This window comes from Planosporangium thailandense, assembly GCF_011947195.1.
Classification (GTDB): Bacteria; Actinomycetota; Actinomycetes; order Mycobacteriales; family Micromonosporaceae; genus Planosporangium; species Planosporangium thailandense.
Window position 1 is genome coordinate 48,745 of record NZ_JAATVY010000026.1, and the last position, 17,444, is coordinate 66,188.

Below are 17,444 nucleotides of genomic sequence, written 5' to 3' on the forward strand. Positions count from 1 at the left end.
GTCGTCGCTTGCCGGCCGATCCGCGCGCCGCCGTCGGACCGTCGGCCTTTCGCGTACCGGCGGCCTTTCGGCGACGCCCGAACACCCCTCGCATACCCGGTTCCCGCCTTTCACGGACGCGCCAGTCCTGACATCCCATGGGTGGGCGCCTGGCTCGCGCGGTGGGCGACGTGCGGTGGTGACGGACACGGGTCGCCGGGTACAGCCGAGCCCGGGCGGGTGCGTCATGCCCCGGACGGCGGCGTTCGAACCTGCGACACGCCGCCGGGCAGGAGGGGCCCACCGGGCCCGCCGCTACCAGGCGGACGAGGCGTCGGAGCCGCCCGTCGTCGCGGCGCGTAGCCGCTGCCGCGACCGCTTGATCTCCGCCTCGGCCTCGGCCCGCCCGACCCAGTTCGCGCCCTCGACGCTCTTGCCGGGCTCGAGGTCCTTGTAGACCTCGAAGAAGTGCTGGATCTCCAACCGGTCGAAGTGCGGCAGGTCGTCGATGTCGCGCAGGTGGCACTCGCGTGGGTCGCCGGCCGGCACGCACAGCACCTTGGCGTCGTCGCCCTTCTCGTCGCGCATGTGGTACATCCCGATGGCGCGGCAACGGATCTGGCAGCCGGAGAAGGTCGGTTCCCGTACGAGTACCAGCGCGTCAAGAGGCGAGTCGTCGTCACCGAGCGTGCCCTCGACGTACCCGTAGTCGGTCGGGTACTGGGTCGCCGTGAACAGCGTCCGGGCCAGCCGGATCCGCTTGGTCGCCTGATCGACTTCGTACTTGTTCCGCTGCCCCTTGGGGATCTCGACCGTCACGTCGAACTCCATCGTCGGCTCCTCCCGCTCGTCGGTGGCGGTCACGAGCTCGGCCGCTTCGCGGGTACGGGGGGGCACGGCGCGTGCGGAGGGCAGTATCGATCATGGTGTCGGGTGGCGCCCGGCCTTCTTCAACCCTAGACCGGCCGGCCGGACGTCATGGGCGGAGGGGACGGCCCGTGGAGCGGCGTCCGGGCAGCCGTTAGTCCTAACCCGACGGGGTGGTGCGAGATCGCCTCGGCGCGTCTGCGCGGCCGGCGCCGCGCGCGCTCCTAGGGTCAACTCCGGCGACGATCGGAGGTAGTCATGGGGGAGTCGAGGCGGCCGACCGAGGTGGCGTGGGTGTTCCGGCCAGGCCCGTCGCAGCAGAACGCGCGGGCGCTGTCCGGCAAGGCGATCTACGGGGTAGGCCCGCTCGGCGAAGACGGTCGGGTCGAGGTTGTCTTGCAGGACGGCACCCGCGTCCGTGCCGCGCCCGCGGAGGTCGTCGCGGAGTAGGCACGCTGGCCACAGGGCGCTACGGTCGGCGCCCTGTGGCCGTTCTCATCGGCGTACGCGTTTCGCGTACCCGGGCGACCGTTCCATTACCGTGACGTGGCTGCCGACGGCCTCGCCACTGTGGACCGGATCGCGGCGGGTGGCGTGAAGCCCACGGCCGACGGCCCGGCCCCGGCCGACGGCCCGGCCCGCTCTGCCGGTGGAGATCAGGAAGGCGCGGTTCGCCTGCTGAGTTGGCCGTTGGATGTGGACCTCCGCCCGTTCGCCTGATTGATCCGCTCCGTTGTCCTGGTCATGATCGCCAAACCCCGGCGTACGCCGGTGACCAGGGAGGAGCGTCATGCGGGACCCGTGGTGGGTGGCCGACGTGGTGTCGTCGTACGGCGACCCGGCGGCCCAGCACACCGATCGGCCCGCCCACACCTACCTGCGCGGCAACGGTACGGCCGTGACGCTGAGCCGGGCGCAACTGCACAAGCTGGTCAGCCACCGCGCCGGGGCGTTCGCCGCGCGGGGTGTCACCGCCGGTGACCGGGTGGCGCTGATCGCCGGCGAGCCCGAGGCGTTCATGCCGACGTTCCTGGCGCTGCTCTGGCTCGGTGCGGTGCCCGTGCCGCTGCCGCCGCCACCCGCGCTGGGGCGCCGCGACGCGTGGCGCTGTGGCATCGACGAGTCGCTCGGGCTGGTACGGCCCCGGCTCGTCTGCGGCCCGGCCGGGACGCTCGACCTGCTGGAGGCGGGGACAACGGCCGTCGCCGTCGAGGATCTCGCCGAAGCCGAAGCGGATGTCGACGCCTACCCGGCCCCGGTGCCGCTGCCGCCCGACGCGCCCGCGTACGCGCAGTTCACCAGCGGCAGCACGGGCCGGCCGCGGGCCGTCCTCGCCACCCGCCGGTCGCTGGCCGCCAACTGCGCGGCCATCACCGCCGGCATCGCGCTGGACGGCGACCGCGACGTGGGCGTGTGCTGGCTGCCACTGCACCACGACATGGGCCTGGTCGGGTTCGGCTGCGCCGCGATGACGGCCGGGGTACCCGTGGTCTTCCTGCCGACCGCGACGTTCCTGCGCGACCCCGGCGTCTGGATGCGCACCGTGTCGGCGTACCGCGGCACGGTGACGTTCGGGCCGACCTTCGCGTACGGGCTGGCCGCCCGGCGGGCGCGGCCCGACGACGTCGGCTCGATGGACCTGTCGTGCGTCCGCGTCCTCGGCTGCGGAGCGGAACCGATCAACGCCGCGACCCTCGAGCGGTTCCTCGCCGCGTACGCCCCGGCCGGGCTCGACGCGGCCGCGCTGACCCCCTGTTACGGCCTGGCCGAGGCGACCCTGGCGGTGAGCTTCGCCCGCGGCCTGCGTACCGCCGAGGACGGGACGGTCGACTGCGGCCGACCTGTGCCCGGGCACGAGGTGGCCGTTGTCGACGCCTCCGGCGCTCCGGCGGCACCCGGCGCGGTCGGGGAGGTCTGGGTACGGGGCCCGTCGGTCGCGGGCGGGTATTTCGGCGAGTCGGCGCCTGAGACGTTCGGCCCGGACGGCTGGCTGCGCACCGGCGACCTCGGCTACCTCGACGGTGGCAGCCTCTACCTCACCGGTCGCGCCAAGGACCTGCTGGTCGTCCGCGGTGCCAACACCGACCCGCAGCGCGTGGAGTGGGCGGCGGCCACCGTCCCGGGGGTGCGCGAAGGTGGGGTCGTCGCGTTCACCCGGCCGGGCGCCGACACCGAGGAGGTGGTGGTCGTCGTCGAGTGCGCCCCGAACGCGCCCGAAGGCATCCCCGACGCGGTACGCGCCGCGGTGGCGGAACCGCTCGGCCTCTCCGTGACCGACGTCGTACGCGTGCGGCCCGGCACCGTGCCGAAGACGACCTCGGGCAAGCCGCGCCGGCAGGAGACTCGCCGGCGCTACCTCGCCGGGGAGCTGGTGCGCTGATGTCGGACAAGGCCGAGGTCGCCGTCAGCTACGACGTCGACAACGAGTTCTTCCGGCTGTGGCTGGACCGGCGGATGAACTACACGTGCGCCGTGTTCGACGACACCGACGACCTGGACGCCGCGCAGGTGGCCAAGCTGGATGTGCTCTACCGGTACGGCCACGTCCGCCCGGATTCGCGGGTACTCGACATCGGCTGCGGCTGGGGCGCGAACCTGGAGTACCTGGCCGTCGACCGCGGCGTACGCGAGGCGCACGGCATCACGCTGTCGGAGGCGCAGCACGCCGAGATCGTGCGCCGCAACCTGCCCGGTGTGACCGCGTCCTGTGTGGACTACCGCGACTACGTTCCGCCGGTGCGCTTCGACACCATCATGTCCATCTGCATGATCGAGCACGTCTGCACCCCGCAGCAGGCGCGCGCAGGTGAAGCCGTCGCCCGGTACCGCGACTACTTCCGGCGGGCCTGGGAGTGGAGCCGGCCGGGCGCCCACTTCGCGCTCCAGTGCATTCTGCGCAACCGGGCGCCCCGGCTGGCCGCCGACATCCGCGAGATCGGCTGGGTCACGTACCAGATCTTCCCCGGCGGCATCACGCCCCGGATGGAGGACATCGTGCAGGCGGTCAACCCGTACTGGGAGATCGTCGAGGTGCGCACCCGGCGCGAGGACTACCGGCGGACCTGCGAGCACTGGCGCAGCCGGCTGCGCGGGCACGCCGACGAGATCCGGCGTCGCTGGGGCGATCACCTGTTGGCTGACTACGACCGGTACCTGACCGCCTGCATCCGGGCGTTCGAGATGCACTACCAGTCGCTGGCGCAGTGGTCGCTGCGCCGCATCGATGAGATCTAGGAGTGCCGTGTCCACCGAAGAACTGCTCGCGCTGATCAGGACGGGAATCGCCGACGTGACCGGGCGGCCCGCTCCGGCGCTGGACATCGACACCGGGATCGAGGCGCTCGGGCTGGACTCGTTGCAGACCCTGGAGCTGGTCTCGTGGGCCGAGGAGCGGCTGGCGATCCGGGTGCCCGACGAGGAGCTGGCGACGGTACGCAGCATCGGCGACCTCACCGGAGCGCTGTCCGCCCGGCTGCCCGGGGAGCCCCGGTGACCAGCCGGGCACTGCGGGAGGCGTTCCACCGCGAGTACCTGACGTTCTTCGAACGGGCCGAGCGAACCCGCCGCTGGAACGTCTTCACCGACGTCGACTGGGATCAGCTGGCCGGGCACCAGCCCGATCCCCGGCTGACGCTGTGTGCGGAGACGTTCTGCGGCGTGGAGATGTACCTGCCCGACTACCTCCGCGCCCACCTCGAGCTGATGCGCGGCGACTACGGCCGGGCCTGGTTCGCGGCCAACTGGGGCTACGAGGAGGCCAAGCACTCGCTCGTGCTGCGCGAGTACCTGCGGCGCAGTGGCGCGCGCGGCGACGACGAGCTGCACGACTACACCGAGGCGGTGTTGGCGCGCACCTGGCAGGCCCCGTACGACGACGGCCGCCGCATGACCATCTACGGCGCGCTGCAGGAGATGACGACGTTTGTCATCTACCGCAAGCAGCGCGGTTGGGCCGGGCAGCTCGGCGACCCGGTGCTGCCGGAGATCTACCGGCTGATCGGCCGGGACGAGATGGCGCACTCCAGGTTCTATCTGAAGATGATCGAGCTGCACCTAGCGGAGGACCGCGACGGCACCCTCGCCGACCTCGCCTTCGTACTGCGTACCTTCCGGATGCCGGCGGAGGACCTGCTGCCCGACTACGACAGCCGCATCGAGGTGATGCGCGCGGCCGGCGTCGACCGCGGCGTGTTCCTGGCCGAGGTCGTGCTGCCGCTGCTCAAGGAGCTGGGGTTGACCCGCCACGATCTGCCGCGGGTACCGGCCGAGGCGGTCACCGAGATCCCCGGCCCGCCCGGGCTGCTGACACAGGCCGGCGCGAAGCGATGAGCGAGCGCAGCGAACCCATCGCCGTCGTCGGCATGGCCTGCCGGTTCCCCGGCGGCGAGGACCTCGACGGGTACTGGGACCTCATCCGCACCGGGCGGGTGGCGACGGCACCCGTGTCGCCGGACCGATGGCGGCACGGCTGGCTGCACGATGCGGATGACCTGCGCGCCGCCGACTTCGCGTACACCGACGTCGTCGCCCACCTGGCGGACGTCGACAGCTTCGCGGCGCAGCGGTACGCGCTCGCACCCCGCCGGATCGAGGTCACCGACCCGCAGCACCGCCTGCTGGTCACGCTGACCGACGACGCGCTGCGCGACGCCGGCCTCGGCGCGATCCCGCGAGACCGTACCGGCGTCTACGTCGGCGCGTCCGTCAGCGAGTACAAGGATCTGCTGACCAGCCGGATCCGGGCCCGGCAGATGGCCGCCGGCGAGTTCGGCGCGCCGCTCGACGCCGACGCGGCCCGGGCGGCGGTCGATGGCGTGGCGCCGCCGCGCGCGTACACGATCCCCGGCACCCTGCTCAACATGGCGGCCGCGACCGTCAGCGCGGTGTTCGACTTCAGCGGCCCGAGCTTCGTCGTCGACGCCGCGTGCGCGTCCGCGCTCGTGGCGCTGCACGAGGCGGTGGTGCACCTGCGCGCCGGCGAGTGCGACCTCGCGGTCGCCGGCGGCGTCTACCTCAACCTCGTACCGGACAACCTCATCGGGTTCTCGCGCATCGGTGCGGTGTCGCGGGCCGGCGTGTGCCGGCCGTTCGACCGGCGGGCCGACGGGTTCGTGCTCGGCGAGGGCGCCGGCGTGGTCGTCCTCAAGCGCCTCGCCGACGCTCTCCGCGACGGCGACCGGCCGTACGCGGTGATCCGAGGTACCGGCTGCGCCAACGACGGACGGGCCGAGGGCCCGATGACGCCCCGACTGGAAGGACAGGTCACATGCCTGCGGCGGGCGTACCGCGACGCCGCCGTCGACCCGGCCGCGGTCGGCTTCGTCGAGTGCCACGGCACCGCCACCCCGGCCGGTGACGCGGTCGAACTCGCGGCCCTGCGCGAGGTGTTCGGCGCGGGCGGCGCGACCGAGGTCTCCTCGGTGAAGGCCAACATCGGCCACACCATGTCGGCCGCCGGCATCGCGGGCCTGATCAAGGCCGTGCTGGTGCTGCGGCACGCGACCGTGCCGCCGCAGGTGGGCTGCGACGAGCCGGACCCGATGCTGGGGTCGCTGCGGGTGTCGGACACCGCCCGGCCGTGGGCGCGGAACCCCGGTGCGCCCCGGCGGGCCGGGGTCAGCTCGTTCGGCTTCGGCGGCACCAACGTCCACGTGGTGCTGGAGGAGGCGCCCGGCGCCCCGCACCCGGTCACGTCGTCCCCGCGGGATGGCCAGGCCACCCGGTATTGGGCGGTCCGCCGGGGGAGCGCGCCGGCGAGCCCCGACGTCCGGGGTGAGCCGGCGGGCTCGTCGGTGCCGGCGCCCACCGCCGACGCGCTGATGGCGGCGATCGCGAGCGCCGGGGCGTACCCCGAGGACTCGCTGCGGCCCGACCAGGCCCTGGTCGACGACCTCGGCTTCGACTCGCTGATGCTGCTCGAACTCGAGGAGCACCTGGCGAAGGCGTACCCGGGTCTCGACCGGCTGCCGGACGAACTGCTGCAGCGCACCACGACCATCGCGGAGGTCGCCGCCTGGCTGGACCGGCACGCCGGCCCGCCGGTGGCGCACACCGAGCCGCTGGTCGATGACCGGTTGCCCGAGTTGGCGGCGCTCGGCGACCGGCTGTCGCTCGCCGAGCGGCTGGGCGTGCCCAACCCGTACTTCGTCGCCCATGACGGTGCGTTGGGCGCGACGACCGTCGTCGACGGCGCGGAGCTGATCGACTTCTCCGGCTACGACTATCTGGGCCTGGCCACCGACCCCGCCGTGGTGGCCGCCGCCGCCGAAGCCGTCGCGCGCTACGGGACCTCGGTGTCGGCCAGCCGCGTCGCCTCGGGCGAGCGTCCCCTGCACCGCGACCTGGAGGCGGAGATCGCGGACCTGCTCGGCGCCGAGGCCGCGCTGACGATGGTCAGCGGCCACGCCACGAACGTCGGCGTGCTGGGGCATCTGCTGCGCCCGGGTGATCTCGCCCTGCACGACGCGCTCGCCCACGACAGCATCCTGCAGGGGATCCGGCTGTCGGGGGCGTCGCGCCGACCGTTCCCGCACAACGACCTGGCCGCGCTCGACCGGCTGTTGACCGACCTTGCGCCGCGCCATCGGCGGGTCGTCGTCGCCGTCGAGGGCGTGTACAGCATGGACGGCGACCTCGCCGACCTGCCCGCCCTGGTGGAGCTGCGCCGCCGCCACGGCTTCCTGCTCTATGTCGACGAGGCGCACAGCGTCGGCGTGCTCGGCGCGACCGGTCGGGGCGCCGGCGAGCACTGGGACGTCGCGGCGTCCGATGTGGACATCTGGATGGGTACGCTGTCGAAGGCCCTCGCCAGCTGCGGCGGGTACGTCGCGGGCGAGGCCCGGCTCATCGAGTACCTGCGGTACACCACCCCCGGTTTCGTCTACAGCGTCGGCCTTCCGCCGGCGGCAGGCGCGGCGGCCCTGGCCGCGCTCCGCCGCCTGCGGGCCGAGCCCGGGCGGGTGGCCCGGCTGACCGCCAACACCGCGCTCTTCCGGCGCCTCGCGGCCGAGGCCGGGCTGGCCGTCGGGTCCGGCACGGCCCCGGTCGTGCCGGTCCTCACGGGCGGTTCGTCCGGCGCGCTGCTGCTGGCCGACCGGATGCGCCGGCGCGGGGTCAACGTGCAGCCGATCCTGTACCCGGCCGTCGAGGACTCCGCGGCGCGGCTGCGCTTCTTCATCAACGCCAGCCACACCCCGCAACAGCTCGAGGACACGGTCGCGGCGCTGGCCGCCGAGGTCGCGAGCCTGTGACGTTGAACGGCGTGGATTGAACGGTGTCATCGCCGGGTATCCAGTGACTGTCGCAACGGGACGGCCGGATGAGGGCGGTGATGTCGATGAGCGCGGTCGCGGCCGAAGCCGTTGCTGCCGGCGCCGTCACGGTGGGTACCGTCGCGGTGGTCGCGCACCGCGGGAAGAAGCTCGGTGGCGGGCTCGACGAGCTGCGCACGCTGGTCAGCGGGTACGGCGTCGACCGGATCGTCTGGTACGAGGTCGCCAAGAGCGCGAAGGCGCCCAAGAAGGCGCGCAAGGCGCTCAAGCAGGGCGCGGAGCTGGTCTTCGTGTGGGGCGGCGACGGGATGGTCCAGCGCTGCGCCGACGCGCTGGCCGGTTCGGGCGCCACGCTGGCCATCGTGCCCGCCGGCACGGCCAACATGCTCGCGTCCAACCTCGGTATCCCGCGTGACCTGGCCGCTGCCGTGCGGATCGGGTTCGAGGGCCGGCGCCGCGCCCTCGACCTGGGAAAGGTCAACGGCGAGCACTTCGCGGTTATGGCCGGCGCCGGTTTCGACGGCGCGCTCATCCGCGACGCCGACCGGTCGCTCAAGGACAGGGCCGGCCGGCTGGCGTACGTGTGGACCGCGCTCAGGCACGTGCGCGACGATCCGGTACGGGCCAGGATCCGCGTCGACGGGACAACGTGGTTCGACGGCAAGGCGAGCTGCGTCCTGTTGGGCAACGTGGGCACCATCACCGGTGGCATCCGGGCGTTCGACGACGCGCGCCTCGACGACGGTTGGCTCGAGGTAGGGGTCGCCACGGCACGGGGCGCGGTGCAGTGGGCCCGTACCCTCGGGCGGATGGTCGCCGGCCGGACCGCGCGGTCACCGCTGGTGCGCATCACCCGCGCGAAGGCGGTCGACGTGAAGCTGCGTAAACCGATGACGTACGAGCTGGACGGCGGGGCGCGCGGGCCGACCACGCGGCTGAAGGTACGGATCAGACCTGCCGCGATCACCGTGTGCGTGCCCGCGGACCGGTACGGGCATGGTTCCGCCGCCGTGCCTTCCACCCGATCCTGACGGGTCATCGAGCGGTACCCCGCTCAGGGCCGGCGCCGGTACCCGTCGTGCGCGTGCGCGGCGGCGGACCGGTCGAGCAGCACCGCGACGTCCTCGTCGGTGGTGGGGCTGAAGTCGTCGTAGAACTGGCCGACCGCGTGGAACTGGAGCGGCTGCAGCACACACACGACCTCGTCGGCCACGTCCGACATCGCCTCCACCGCCGAGGGCGGCGCCACCGGTACGGCCAGCACGACGCGGTCAGCGCCCTGTTCGCGGGCAACCTGGCAGGCCACCCGCGCGGTCGCGCCGGTCGCGATGCCGTCGTCGACGACGACGGCGGTCCGGCCGGACAGGTCGGTGCGCCGCCGGTCGCCCCGCAGGCGCTCGACGCGCTCGGCCAGCTCGGTCCGGGCGGTCTCGGCAGCGGCGGCCAGCTCCGCGGCCTGGATCTGGGCGGCCTGTATCACCGCCGAGTTGACGATCATGGCGCCGTCCTCGCCCACGGCGCCCATCGCGAGCTCCGGCTGCCACGGCACGCCGACCTTTCGTACGACGATCACGTCGAGCGGCGCGTCCAGGGCGTGCGCCACCTCGAACGCGACGGGTACTCCGCCGCGGGGCAGCCCCAGGACCACGACGTCCTCGGCGCGAAGATGCGCCAGTCTGAGCGCCAGTTGACGTCCCGCATCGACTCGGTCCCGGAAAATCACGTCGGTCCTCTCACCCGGAGCGGTTCCTTCCAGCCTGCGGGCAGGCCATGGGGCCGCGCAGGGCAGAAAGTCCCGTAAACCGGCCCGGCGACCGGTGACTACCGGCCGCAACCGCCCGCCCGAGCGTTCGCCATCATGTCCGGATGCGTATCGAACTCCTCCGGGCCGCCGACCCCGCCGACTCCGCCGACCCCGCCGCCCCGGCCGTCGCCGACCAGCTCGCGGACGTGCTCGTCGACTGCGTCGCCGGTGGGGCCAGCGTCGGATTCCTGGCGCCGCTCGGTCACGAGGAGGCCCGCTCCTGGTGGCGCGCCGTGCTGCCGGACCCGGACACGCTGACCTGGGTGGCCCGCGACGACCGGGACCGCGTCATCGGCACGGTCCGGCTGGTGCTCGCGACCCAGTCGAACGGCGGCCACCGGGCGGAGGTGTCCAAGCTGCTGGTACACCGCGACGCCCGGGGACGCGGCTGCGCCACGGCGCTGATGACGGCGCTCGAGGACACCGCGCAGCGGCTCGGGCGTACCGTCCTGGTGCTCGACACGCAGACCGGCAGCCCGGCCGAACGCCTCTACGAGCGCCTGGGGTGGCAGCGGGTCGGCGTGGTCGACGACTACGCCGCGACCCCGGACGGGCGGCTGGATCCGACCACCATCATGACCAAGCGGCTTTGACGCCGTCATCCGCGGCGCCGGCCCGGCCGCGCCGCCTCGGTCGGGTGGGCCGCCCAGGACGGGGGCTGCGCCGGGGCGCGGTGCCTGCCCGCGGACGTCGCGGCGTCGGCGCTGACGTCGCGGGTGGGGCCCCGGTGCTTCGGCGAAGCCGGACCGCTCTCCCCGGCGCGGTCTTCCCCGGCGCGGTTTTCCACCGCGCGGCTTTCCCGGGCGCGGTTTTCCACCGCGCGGCTTTCCCGGGCGCGGCTTTCCCCGGCCGGGCGGGGATCCGGGACCCTGGGCACACCGACCGGCGGCACGTACACGCGCGCGTCGACCGCCTCGGCCAGCACGAGCGCGGCGAGCGCGCTGGTGGGGCGCTCCTCCGGGTCGTCGGTCAGGCACCGGGCGCACAGATCCGCGGCCTCGGGCGCGAGTCCGTCGATCGGCGGCAGCGGATCGGGCCGGCTGTTGCGGTGGGCGTAGTACAGCGCGGTCGGCGTGTCCGCCGGCCACGGCAGCCGACCGGTCAGGCACTGGTACAGCAGCACACCGACGGCGTACATGTCGGTGGCGGGCGTCGCGGGGGCGCCGTCGAGGCGTTCGGGGGCCAGGTACGCCGGTGTGCCCAGCACCGTGCCCTCCGGTAGCTGGTCACGCTGTCCGGCGGCGGTCGCGATACCGAAGTCGAGGACCTTCACCCCGGACGGCGTGAGCATGATGTTGGCCGGCTTGATGTCGCGGTGCACGATGCCCCGCCCGTGCGCGGCGGCGAGCGCCGCGCTGACCTCAGCGCAGACCCGCACCGCGATGTCCCAGACCATGGGCCCGGTCGTCAGGTGCTCGGCCAGGGTGGCGCCGTGCACGAGCTCCATCACGATGTACGGCGCCTGCCGGCCCTGGGCCAGCTCGGGAAGGGCGGCCATCCCGACGTCGTAGACGCCGGCCACGTTGGGGTGGATGAGCTGCGCGGCGGACCGGGCCTCGGTACGCGCCTGCTCGTCGCAGTCCCGGTCGGCGGACCGGTCCGGGTTGAGGAGCTTGACCGCGACGGGCCGGGCGAGCACCTGGTCGAACCCTCGCCACACCTCCGACATACCGCCGACGCCGATGCGCTGTTCGAGCCGGTACCGCCCGCCCAGTATCCGCACCTGCCGCTCCTTGCCCACCGCGTCTCGCCATCGCGTCGTGTCCCGGCCGTGTACCCCGGTGGCGGACCGGACAAACAGCGTGGATGGCTCTGGACCGGGGAGGTTCGACGCGGGGTAGTCGGCCGGTCACGCATGTCGACCAGGTGGTCGGGTAGCGCGACGCAATGACGGCAACGACGTTGAGTCCGTGCACGATCCGGAGATTCCCGGCTTCGGGACGACGACCCGCAACTACAGCATCTCCTGCGCGCCCGGGCGTGACTACTACCGGATCTCGGTCAAGCGGGAGGGGCTGCCGGGCGAGGCGCCGTACGCCCCGCCCGGCCTGGCCTCCAATTACCTGCACGACGAGGTCGGTCCCGGCAGCGTCCTGCGGGTCAACGCCCGGCGGGCGATTTCGCCCTCGACGAGGAGAGTCACCGGCCGGTTGCGCTGCTCAGCGGCGGCGTCGGCCTGACGCCGTTGGTCTCCATGCTGGAGCACCTCGTCGAACGGGACCGCCGCCGGGAGACGTGGTGGGTGCACGCCGCCCGCTGCGGACGTGACCAGGCGATGAAGCGGCACATCCGCGACCTGGCCGCGACCAGCAGCGCGGTCCACGCGTGCGTGTTCTACGAGAACCCGTTGCCCGAGGACGTGCCGGGCCGCGACTACGACCGGCCAGGGCGCATCACCATGGAATGGATCAAGGGTGCGCTACCCGTCGCCGACCTCGACTTCTACTTCTGCGGGCCGCGCGGCTTCATGCGCATGCTCGCCATCGGCCTGCGCGCCCTCGACGTGCCGGACGAGCGTATCCACCTGGAGTTCTTCGGCCCGGCAGAGGCGCTGTACGCCTGATCGCCGCCCGATGCCGGTTCTCATGTTTCGCCGACCGCGGCGGGGGAACGAATGCACAGTGCAAAAGTTCCTCACGCCAAGTGAGACTGCGAATCGATGGGAACGAACCAACGGTAGCCGGGAGAAGGGGTAACCGATGACCTCGAAGAACGGCGGACGGGTCGTAGTGATCACCGGAGCGAGCGGCGGGATCGGCCGGGCGGCCGCGCGTCGGTTCGCCCGCCGCGGAGACCGCGTCGCCCTGCTCGCCCGCGGGGAGTCCGGCCTCGACGGCGCGGCCGACGACGTCCGGCGCGCCGGTGGCACCGCGCTGGCGGTGCCGGTGGACGTCGCGGAGTTCGACGAGGTGGACGCGGCGGCGGCGCGGGTGGAGCGGGAGTTGGGGCCGATCGACGTGTGGGTCAACGACGCGTTCACGTCGGTGTTCGCGCCGTTCACCGAGATCGAGCCGAAGGAGTTCAAGCGGGTCACGGAGGTGACCTACCTGGGGTACGTGTACGGAGCGAAGGCGGCGCTGTCGCGGATGCTGCCGCGTGACCACGGCACGATCGTGCAGGTGGGGTCGGCGCTGGCCTACCGGGGGATTCCGCTGCAGACGGCGTACTGCGGGGCCAAGCACGCGGTCCAGGGCTTCAACGAGGCGCTGCGCTGCGAACTGCTGCACAACCGCAGCCACGTGCGCACCACCATGGTCCAGATGCCGGCGGTCAACACCCCGCAGTTCGACTGGGTGCTGTCCCGGCTGCCCCGCCACGCCCAGCCGGTGCCGCCGATCTACCAGCCGGAGGTCGCCGCGAAGGCCATCGTGTACGCGGCCGACCATCCGGGCCGGCGGGAGTACTGGGTGGGCGCCTCGACGGCGGCGACGTTGATCGCGAACGCGGTCGCGCCGGGCCTGCTCGACCGGTACCTGGCCCGGACCGGCTTCACGTCCCAGCAGACGAGCCAGCCCCGCGATCCGCACCAGCCGGCGAACCTGTGGGAACCGGCCGACGACACCGGTGAGCCCGACTTCGGCGCCCACGGCGATTTCGACAAGCGGGCGCACGACCGCAGTGCCCAGCTGTGGGCGTCGCAGCACCACGCGCTGCTCGGCGTCGCCGGAGCCGTCGCCACCGCGGTGGGCGCCGGGCTGGCGCTGCGCAGTCGGCGATCGTAACGGAGGAGTTCGTGGCCCTGCCCTTGGAGGACTACGCGTTCATCGGCGACCTGCACACCGGCGCGCTGGTCGGCCGGGACGGTTCGGTGGACTGGCTCTGCCTGCCCCGGTTCGACGCGGGCGCGTGCTTCGCCGCGCTGCTCGGCGGGCCGGAGCACGGGCGGTGGCGGATCGCCCCGGTTGCGGAGCGCCAGCGCGTGACCCGACGCTACCGGGACGACTCGCTGGTGCTGGAGACGACCTTCGAGGGACCGGACGGCACGGTGCGGGTGGTGGACTGCATGCCGCTGCGTGACGGGAATGCCACCCTCATCCGCCGGGTGGAGGGCGTCTCCGGGCGGGTGTCGATGCGCAGCGAGCTGAACCTGCGCTTCGACTACGGCCACATCGTGCCGTGGATCCGGGGTGAGGGCCGGCGGCTGGTCGCGGTCGCCGGGCCGGACACCGTCGTGATCGACAGCGACGTCGAACTGGAGGTGCGCGACGAGGTCGTGTACGCGCGCTTCGAGGTCGCGCAGGGACAGGCGGTCGACCTCCGCCTGGGGTACGGCGCGCTCCAGGACGCGCTGCTGGACGTACCCGAGATCATTTTCCGGACCGAGCAGTGGTGGCGGCAGTGGGCCGGCGCCTGCCGCTACGACGGCCCGTACCGCGACGCCGTGGTCCGTTCGCTGATCACCCTGAAGGCGCTGGCGTACCAGCCCACCGGCGGGATCGTCGCCGCGCCGACCACGTCGCTGCCCGAACAGCTCGGCGGCGTACGCAACTGGGACTACCGGTACTGCTGGCTCCGCGACGCCACGTACACCCTGCTCGTGCTGTTGCAGGCCGGCTACACCGACGAGGCGGCCGCGTGGCGGGAGTGGCTGCTGCGGGCGCTCGCCGGGCGCCCGGAGCAGATGCAGATCATGTACGGCATCAACGGCGAGCGCCGGCTGTCGGAGTTCGAGCTGGCCTGGCTGCCCGGGTACCAGGGCGCGGCGCCGGTGCGCATCGGCAACGCCGCCAGCGGGCAGTTCCAGCTCGACGTGTACGGCGAACTGATGGATGCGCTGCATCAGGCCCGGCTGGCGGGGCTGCCGACCGACGCCGACGCCTGGCACGTGCAGCGGGTGCTGCTGGACTTCCTGGAGTCGAACTGGCGCGAGCCCGACGACGGCATCTGGGAGGCGCGCGGGCCGCGCCAGCACTTCACGTACTCGAAGGTCATGGCGTGGGCGGCGATGGACCGCGCGGTCAAGGGGGTTGAGCGGTTCGGCCTGGACGGGCCGGTGGACCGGTGGCGGCGCATCCGCACGGAGATCTTCGACGAGGTGTGCGACAAGGGCTTCGACGCCGCGCACGGCACCTTCACCCGCTACTACGGTTCACGGTCGCTGGACGCGGCGAACCTGCTGATGGCGCTGGTCGGGTTCCTGCCCGCCACCGACGACCGGATACGGGGGACCGTCGCGGCGATCGAGAAGGAACTGATGCGCGACGGTCTCGTCCAGCGCTACACCCAGGGCCACGACACGGAGAAGGTGGACGGGTTGCCGCCGGGCGAGGGCTCGTTCCTGGCGTGCACGTTCTGGCTGGCCGACAACTACCTGCTGCAGGGCCGTACCGGCGACGCACGCAAGACCTTCGAACGGCTCCTCGGGCTGGCCAACGACGTCGGCCTGCTCTCCGAGGAGTACGACGTCGACGCGGCACGCCTGGTCGGCAACTTCCCGCAGGCGCTGTCGCACATCCAACTGGTCGCCACCGCGATGCAGCTTCGGTCCGGCGCGGGGCCCGCGGGCCGGCGTTCGCGCACGGGCGAGCGGCCGCCGGGCGGCGCGGGCCCCGGTTCAACCGGGTGACCCGCGACGGCCGCCCGCACGTCTGATTACACCGTCCCATTAGCCGACGCGGCGGCGGAAGAGCACGCTCGACAGCCCGACCGCGGCGACGAGGATCGCCGCCGACCAGGCGATCGCCCGCCAGGCGTTCGCGCCGACCGGCGCGTCGAGCAGCAGGCCGCGCAGCGTCTCAATGACCGGCGTGACCGGCTGGTGGCGGGCGAAGCCGTGGATCCACCCGGGCATGGTCTGGATCGGGACGAAGGCGCTGCTGGGGTAGGGCAGGAACATCACCAGGAACGTGAATCCGCCGGCCGCCTCGGGCGACTTCGCGAGGAGTCCGACCGCGGCGGACAGCCAGGACATCGCGAGGATGAACAGCGCCAGGATGCCGGCCGCCGCGAGCCAGCGCAGCGGCTGCGCGGTGGGCCGGAACCCGATTCCGAAGGCGACCGCGAACACGAGCACGGTGGAGACGGCATTGCGCACGACGCTGGCCGCCACCTGCCCGGCAAGTACCGATCGGCCGCTGACGTCCATCGAACGGAGCCGGTCGATGATGCCGGCGGTCATGTCGTGGCTGACGCTGACGGCGGTCAGGGACGAGCCGAAGCCCGCACACAGCAGCAGGACGCCGGGCACGACGTACGTGACGTACCGGGTGCCGGTGTGGATGGCCCCGCCGAAGAGGTAGACGAACAGCAGCATCAGCATGATGGGCAACATCAGTGAGGTCAGCATGGCGTCGACGTTGCGGCGCGACAGCCGCAGGCAGCGGTCGACCATGACGAGCGAGTCGCCGAGTGGCGAGCGGCGCGGGAACGTGGTGGGCACGGCGAGGTCAGACACCGGCGGTCTCCTTCTCCGAAGCGGTGGCGGCATGGCCGGTCAGGGCCAGGAACACGTCGTCGAGCGTGGCGTCGTGCAGCGCGAACCGGCGCACGGCGCGGCGGTGCGGGTCGACCTCGTCCAGCAGGGCGCGTACGTGCGCGGCGCTGCCGTCGGTCGCGACCGCCAGGGTCAGGTGGTCGCGGTCGCACCGGACCGCGCGCCGGCCGAGGAGGGTGCAGGCGGCCTCGAAGGCGGCCGGGTCGGCGAGCGTGAGGTCGAGGCGCTGGTCGGCGAACCGGGTCTTGAGTTCGGCGGGTGAGCCCTCCGCGACCACCCGCCCGCCGTCGACCACGGCGACCCGGTCGGCGAGTCGGTCGGCCTCCTCGAGGTACTGGGTGGTGAGGAAGACGGTTACCCCGGACGTGACGAGGCCCGCGATCACGTGCCACATGCCCTGTCGGGCATGCGGGTCGAGCCCGGTCGTCGGCTCGTCGAGGAATATCACCTGAGGATTGCCGACGAGGCTGGTCGCGAGGTCGAGCCGCCGGCGCGTCCCACCCGAGTACGTGGCGACCCGGCGCCGGCCGACCGTCGTGAGGTCGAATTGTACGAGCAGATCGTCGGCGCGGCGGCGGGCCTGTGCGCGGGACAGTCCGGACAGGCGGCCCATCATGCGCAGGTTCTCCGCGCCGGTCTGCAGATCGTCGACCGACGCGAACTGGCCGGTCAGGCTGATGTTGCGGCGCACCAGTCGCCGGTCGCGTTCGACGTCGAAGCCCGCGACCCGCGCCCGCCCGGCATCCGCGCGGACGAGGGTGGACAGGATGCGTACGGTCGTCGTCTTGCCGGCCCCGTTGGGGCCGAGCAGCGCGAACACGCTGCCGCGCGCGACCCGCAGGTCGACGCCGGCCAGCACCTTCACGCCGCCGTAGGACTTTTCGAGGCCGGTCGCCTCGATCGCCGGTTGGTCGGTCATCTCGCCGTGCTCCTCGTCGGCTCGCGCGCGCCAGCGCCTTCTGCGTATGGCGTACACGCTTCTGCGTAGGTTATACGCAGTAATAGGGTGGTGGTCAACCCCGATCGGGCGGTCGACGAGAATCGGTCACGGGCGGCGACGGTCACCGGCAAAATCGGTCACCGGGGGAGC

General features: G+C 72.8%; 17 protein-coding genes. 12 read left to right on the top strand and 5 right to left on the bottom strand.

Translation table 11 applies throughout. The features are described from left to right. Positions 1 to 294: 294 nt before the first annotated feature. Positions 295 to 810: an inorganic diphosphatase gene (locus HC031_RS26065; protein WP_167928099.1), complete on the bottom strand. Its 516-nt coding sequence runs from the start codon at positions 808 to 810 to the stop codon at positions 295 to 297. A gap of 294 nt (positions 811 to 1,104) precedes the next feature. Here HC031_RS26065 and HC031_RS26070 point away from each other — a divergent pair, with 294 nt between their 5' ends. The 7 genes from HC031_RS26070 to HC031_RS26100 all read left to right on the top strand — a co-directional run bounded on the left by HC031_RS26070 (position 1,105) and on the right by HC031_RS26100 (position 9,148). Next, positions 1,105 to 1,296: a hypothetical protein gene (locus tag HC031_RS26070; RefSeq protein WP_167928067.1), complete on the top strand. Its 192-nt coding sequence runs from the start codon at positions 1,105 to 1,107 to the stop codon at positions 1,294 to 1,296. 340 nt (positions 1,297 to 1,636) lie between these two features. After that, entirely contained in the window at positions 1,637 to 3,226 is a 1,590-nt protein-coding gene (locus tag HC031_RS26075; RefSeq protein ID WP_167928068.1) for an AMP-binding protein, read from the top strand. Further along, the gene (locus tag HC031_RS26080; RefSeq protein ID WP_205863259.1) at positions 3,226 to 4,080 is read left to right on the top strand and encodes an SAM-dependent methyltransferase; all 855 of its coding nucleotides are present in this window, start codon (positions 3,226 to 3,228) and stop codon (positions 4,078 to 4,080) included. Before HC031_RS26075 ends, HC031_RS26080 begins: the two co-directional genes overlap by 1 nt. Positions 4,081 to 4,087: 7 nt before the next feature. Further along, positions 4,088 to 4,339, top strand: coding sequence for a phosphopantetheine-binding protein (locus tag HC031_RS26085; RefSeq protein ID WP_167928069.1), 252 nt, complete (start codon positions 4,088 to 4,090; stop codon positions 4,337 to 4,339). Continuing rightward, positions 4,336 to 5,175 (top strand): acyl-ACP desaturase, encoded by an 840-nt coding sequence (locus HC031_RS26090; protein ID WP_205863260.1) that lies wholly within the window; start codon positions 4,336 to 4,338, stop codon positions 5,173 to 5,175. The genes HC031_RS26085 and HC031_RS26090 overlap by 4 nt, the downstream gene beginning before the upstream one ends. Then, on the top strand, positions 5,172 to 8,096 hold the full coding sequence (locus HC031_RS26095; RefSeq protein ID WP_167928070.1) for an aminotransferase class I/II-fold pyridoxal phosphate-dependent enzyme: 2,925 nt from the start codon (positions 5,172 to 5,174) through the stop codon (positions 8,094 to 8,096). Before HC031_RS26090 ends, HC031_RS26095 begins: the two co-directional genes overlap by 4 nt. Positions 8,097 to 8,182: 86 nt before the next feature. Then, on the top strand, positions 8,183 to 9,148 hold the full coding sequence (locus tag HC031_RS26100) for a diacylglycerol/lipid kinase family protein (protein WP_240943023.1): 966 nt from the start codon (positions 8,183 to 8,185) through the stop codon (positions 9,146 to 9,148). A 23-nt stretch (positions 9,149 to 9,171) separates the two neighbouring features. On the opposite strand, the gene HC031_RS26105 is transcribed toward HC031_RS26100, so the two are convergent. Then, positions 9,172 to 9,840: a phosphoribosyltransferase family protein gene (locus HC031_RS26105; protein ID WP_167928071.1), complete on the bottom strand. Its 669-nt coding sequence runs from the start codon at positions 9,838 to 9,840 to the stop codon at positions 9,172 to 9,174. Between the two features lie 143 nt (positions 9,841 to 9,983). Between HC031_RS26105 and HC031_RS26110 the strand changes: the two genes are divergently transcribed. Continuing rightward, complete coding sequence (locus HC031_RS26110) at positions 9,984 to 10,514, top strand: GNAT family N-acetyltransferase (protein ID WP_167928072.1); 531 nt, start codon at positions 9,984 to 9,986, stop codon at positions 10,512 to 10,514. 5 nt (positions 10,515 to 10,519) lie between these two features. Here the strand turns inward: HC031_RS26110 and HC031_RS26115 are convergent, their stop codons facing one another. Beyond that, positions 10,520 to 11,644: a serine/threonine-protein kinase gene (locus HC031_RS26115; protein ID WP_338090837.1), complete on the bottom strand. Its 1,125-nt coding sequence runs from the start codon at positions 11,642 to 11,644 to the stop codon at positions 10,520 to 10,522. Positions 11,645 to 11,831: 187 nt separating this feature from the next. On the opposite strand from HC031_RS26115, the gene HC031_RS26120 reads away from it, so the two are divergent. The 4 genes from HC031_RS26120 (at position 11,832) to HC031_RS26135 (ending at position 15,487) form a co-directional block, all read left to right on the top strand. After that, positions 11,832 to 12,101, top strand: a complete 270-nt coding sequence (locus tag HC031_RS26120) for a hypothetical protein (RefSeq protein WP_167928073.1) — start codon at positions 11,832 to 11,834, stop codon at positions 12,099 to 12,101. Positions 12,102 to 12,115: 14 nt separating this feature from the next. Further along, positions 12,116 to 12,484: an NO-inducible flavohemoprotein gene (locus HC031_RS26125; protein ID WP_167928074.1), complete on the top strand. Its 369-nt coding sequence runs from the start codon at positions 12,116 to 12,118 to the stop codon at positions 12,482 to 12,484. Between the two features lie 136 nt (positions 12,485 to 12,620). After that, the gene (locus tag HC031_RS26130; RefSeq protein ID WP_167928075.1) at positions 12,621 to 13,643 is read left to right on the top strand and encodes an SDR family oxidoreductase; all 1,023 of its coding nucleotides are present in this window, start codon (positions 12,621 to 12,623) and stop codon (positions 13,641 to 13,643) included. Positions 13,644 to 13,654: 11 nt separating this feature from the next. Beyond that, the gene (locus HC031_RS26135) at positions 13,655 to 15,487 is read left to right on the top strand and encodes a glycoside hydrolase family 15 protein (protein WP_167928076.1); all 1,833 of its coding nucleotides are present in this window, start codon (positions 13,655 to 13,657) and stop codon (positions 15,485 to 15,487) included. A gap of 39 nt (positions 15,488 to 15,526) precedes the next feature. Here HC031_RS26135 and HC031_RS26140 read toward each other — a convergent pair whose 3' ends face one another. Both HC031_RS26140 and HC031_RS26145 read right to left on the bottom strand, forming a co-directional pair. Continuing rightward, entirely contained in the window at positions 15,527 to 16,315 is a 789-nt protein-coding gene (locus tag HC031_RS26140; RefSeq protein WP_338090838.1) for an ABC transporter permease, read from the bottom strand. Then, positions 16,308 to 17,273: an ATP-binding cassette domain-containing protein gene (locus HC031_RS26145; protein ID WP_167928077.1), complete on the bottom strand. Its 966-nt coding sequence runs from the start codon at positions 17,271 to 17,273 to the stop codon at positions 16,308 to 16,310. Before HC031_RS26145 ends, HC031_RS26140 begins: the two co-directional genes overlap by 8 nt. Positions 17,274 to 17,444 lie beyond the last annotated feature (171 nt).

Excerpts from the sequence above, each read along its gene's own strand:
- HC031_RS26065 (WP_167928099.1), bottom strand. The coding sequence starts at position 810 with ATGGAGTTCGACGTGACGGTCGAGATCCCCAAGGGGCAGCGGAACAAG.
- HC031_RS26070 (WP_167928067.1), top strand. The coding sequence starts at position 1,105 with ATGGGGGAGTCGAGGCGGCCGACCGAGGTGGCGTGGGTGTTCCGGCCA.
- HC031_RS26075 (WP_167928068.1), top strand. The coding sequence starts at position 1,637 with ATGCGGGACCCGTGGTGGGTGGCCGACGTGGTGTCGTCGTACGGCGAC.
- HC031_RS26080 (WP_205863259.1), top strand. The coding sequence starts at position 3,226 with ATGTCGGACAAGGCCGAGGTCGCCGTCAGCTACGACGTCGACAACGAG.
- HC031_RS26095 (WP_167928070.1), top strand. The coding sequence starts at position 5,172 with ATGAGCGAGCGCAGCGAACCCATCGCCGTCGTCGGCATGGCCTGCCGG.
- HC031_RS26100 (WP_240943023.1), top strand. The coding sequence starts at position 8,183 with ATGAGCGCGGTCGCGGCCGAAGCCGTTGCTGCCGGCGCCGTCACGGTG.
- HC031_RS26110 (WP_167928072.1), top strand. The coding sequence starts at position 9,984 with ATGCGTATCGAACTCCTCCGGGCCGCCGACCCCGCCGACTCCGCCGAC.
- HC031_RS26125 (WP_167928074.1), top strand. The coding sequence starts at position 12,116 with ATGCTGGAGCACCTCGTCGAACGGGACCGCCGCCGGGAGACGTGGTGG.
- HC031_RS26130 (WP_167928075.1), top strand. The coding sequence starts at position 12,621 with ATGACCTCGAAGAACGGCGGACGGGTCGTAGTGATCACCGGAGCGAGC.
- HC031_RS26145 (WP_167928077.1), bottom strand. The coding sequence starts at position 17,273 with ATGACCGACCAACCGGCGATCGAGGCGACCGGCCTCGAAAAGTCCTAC.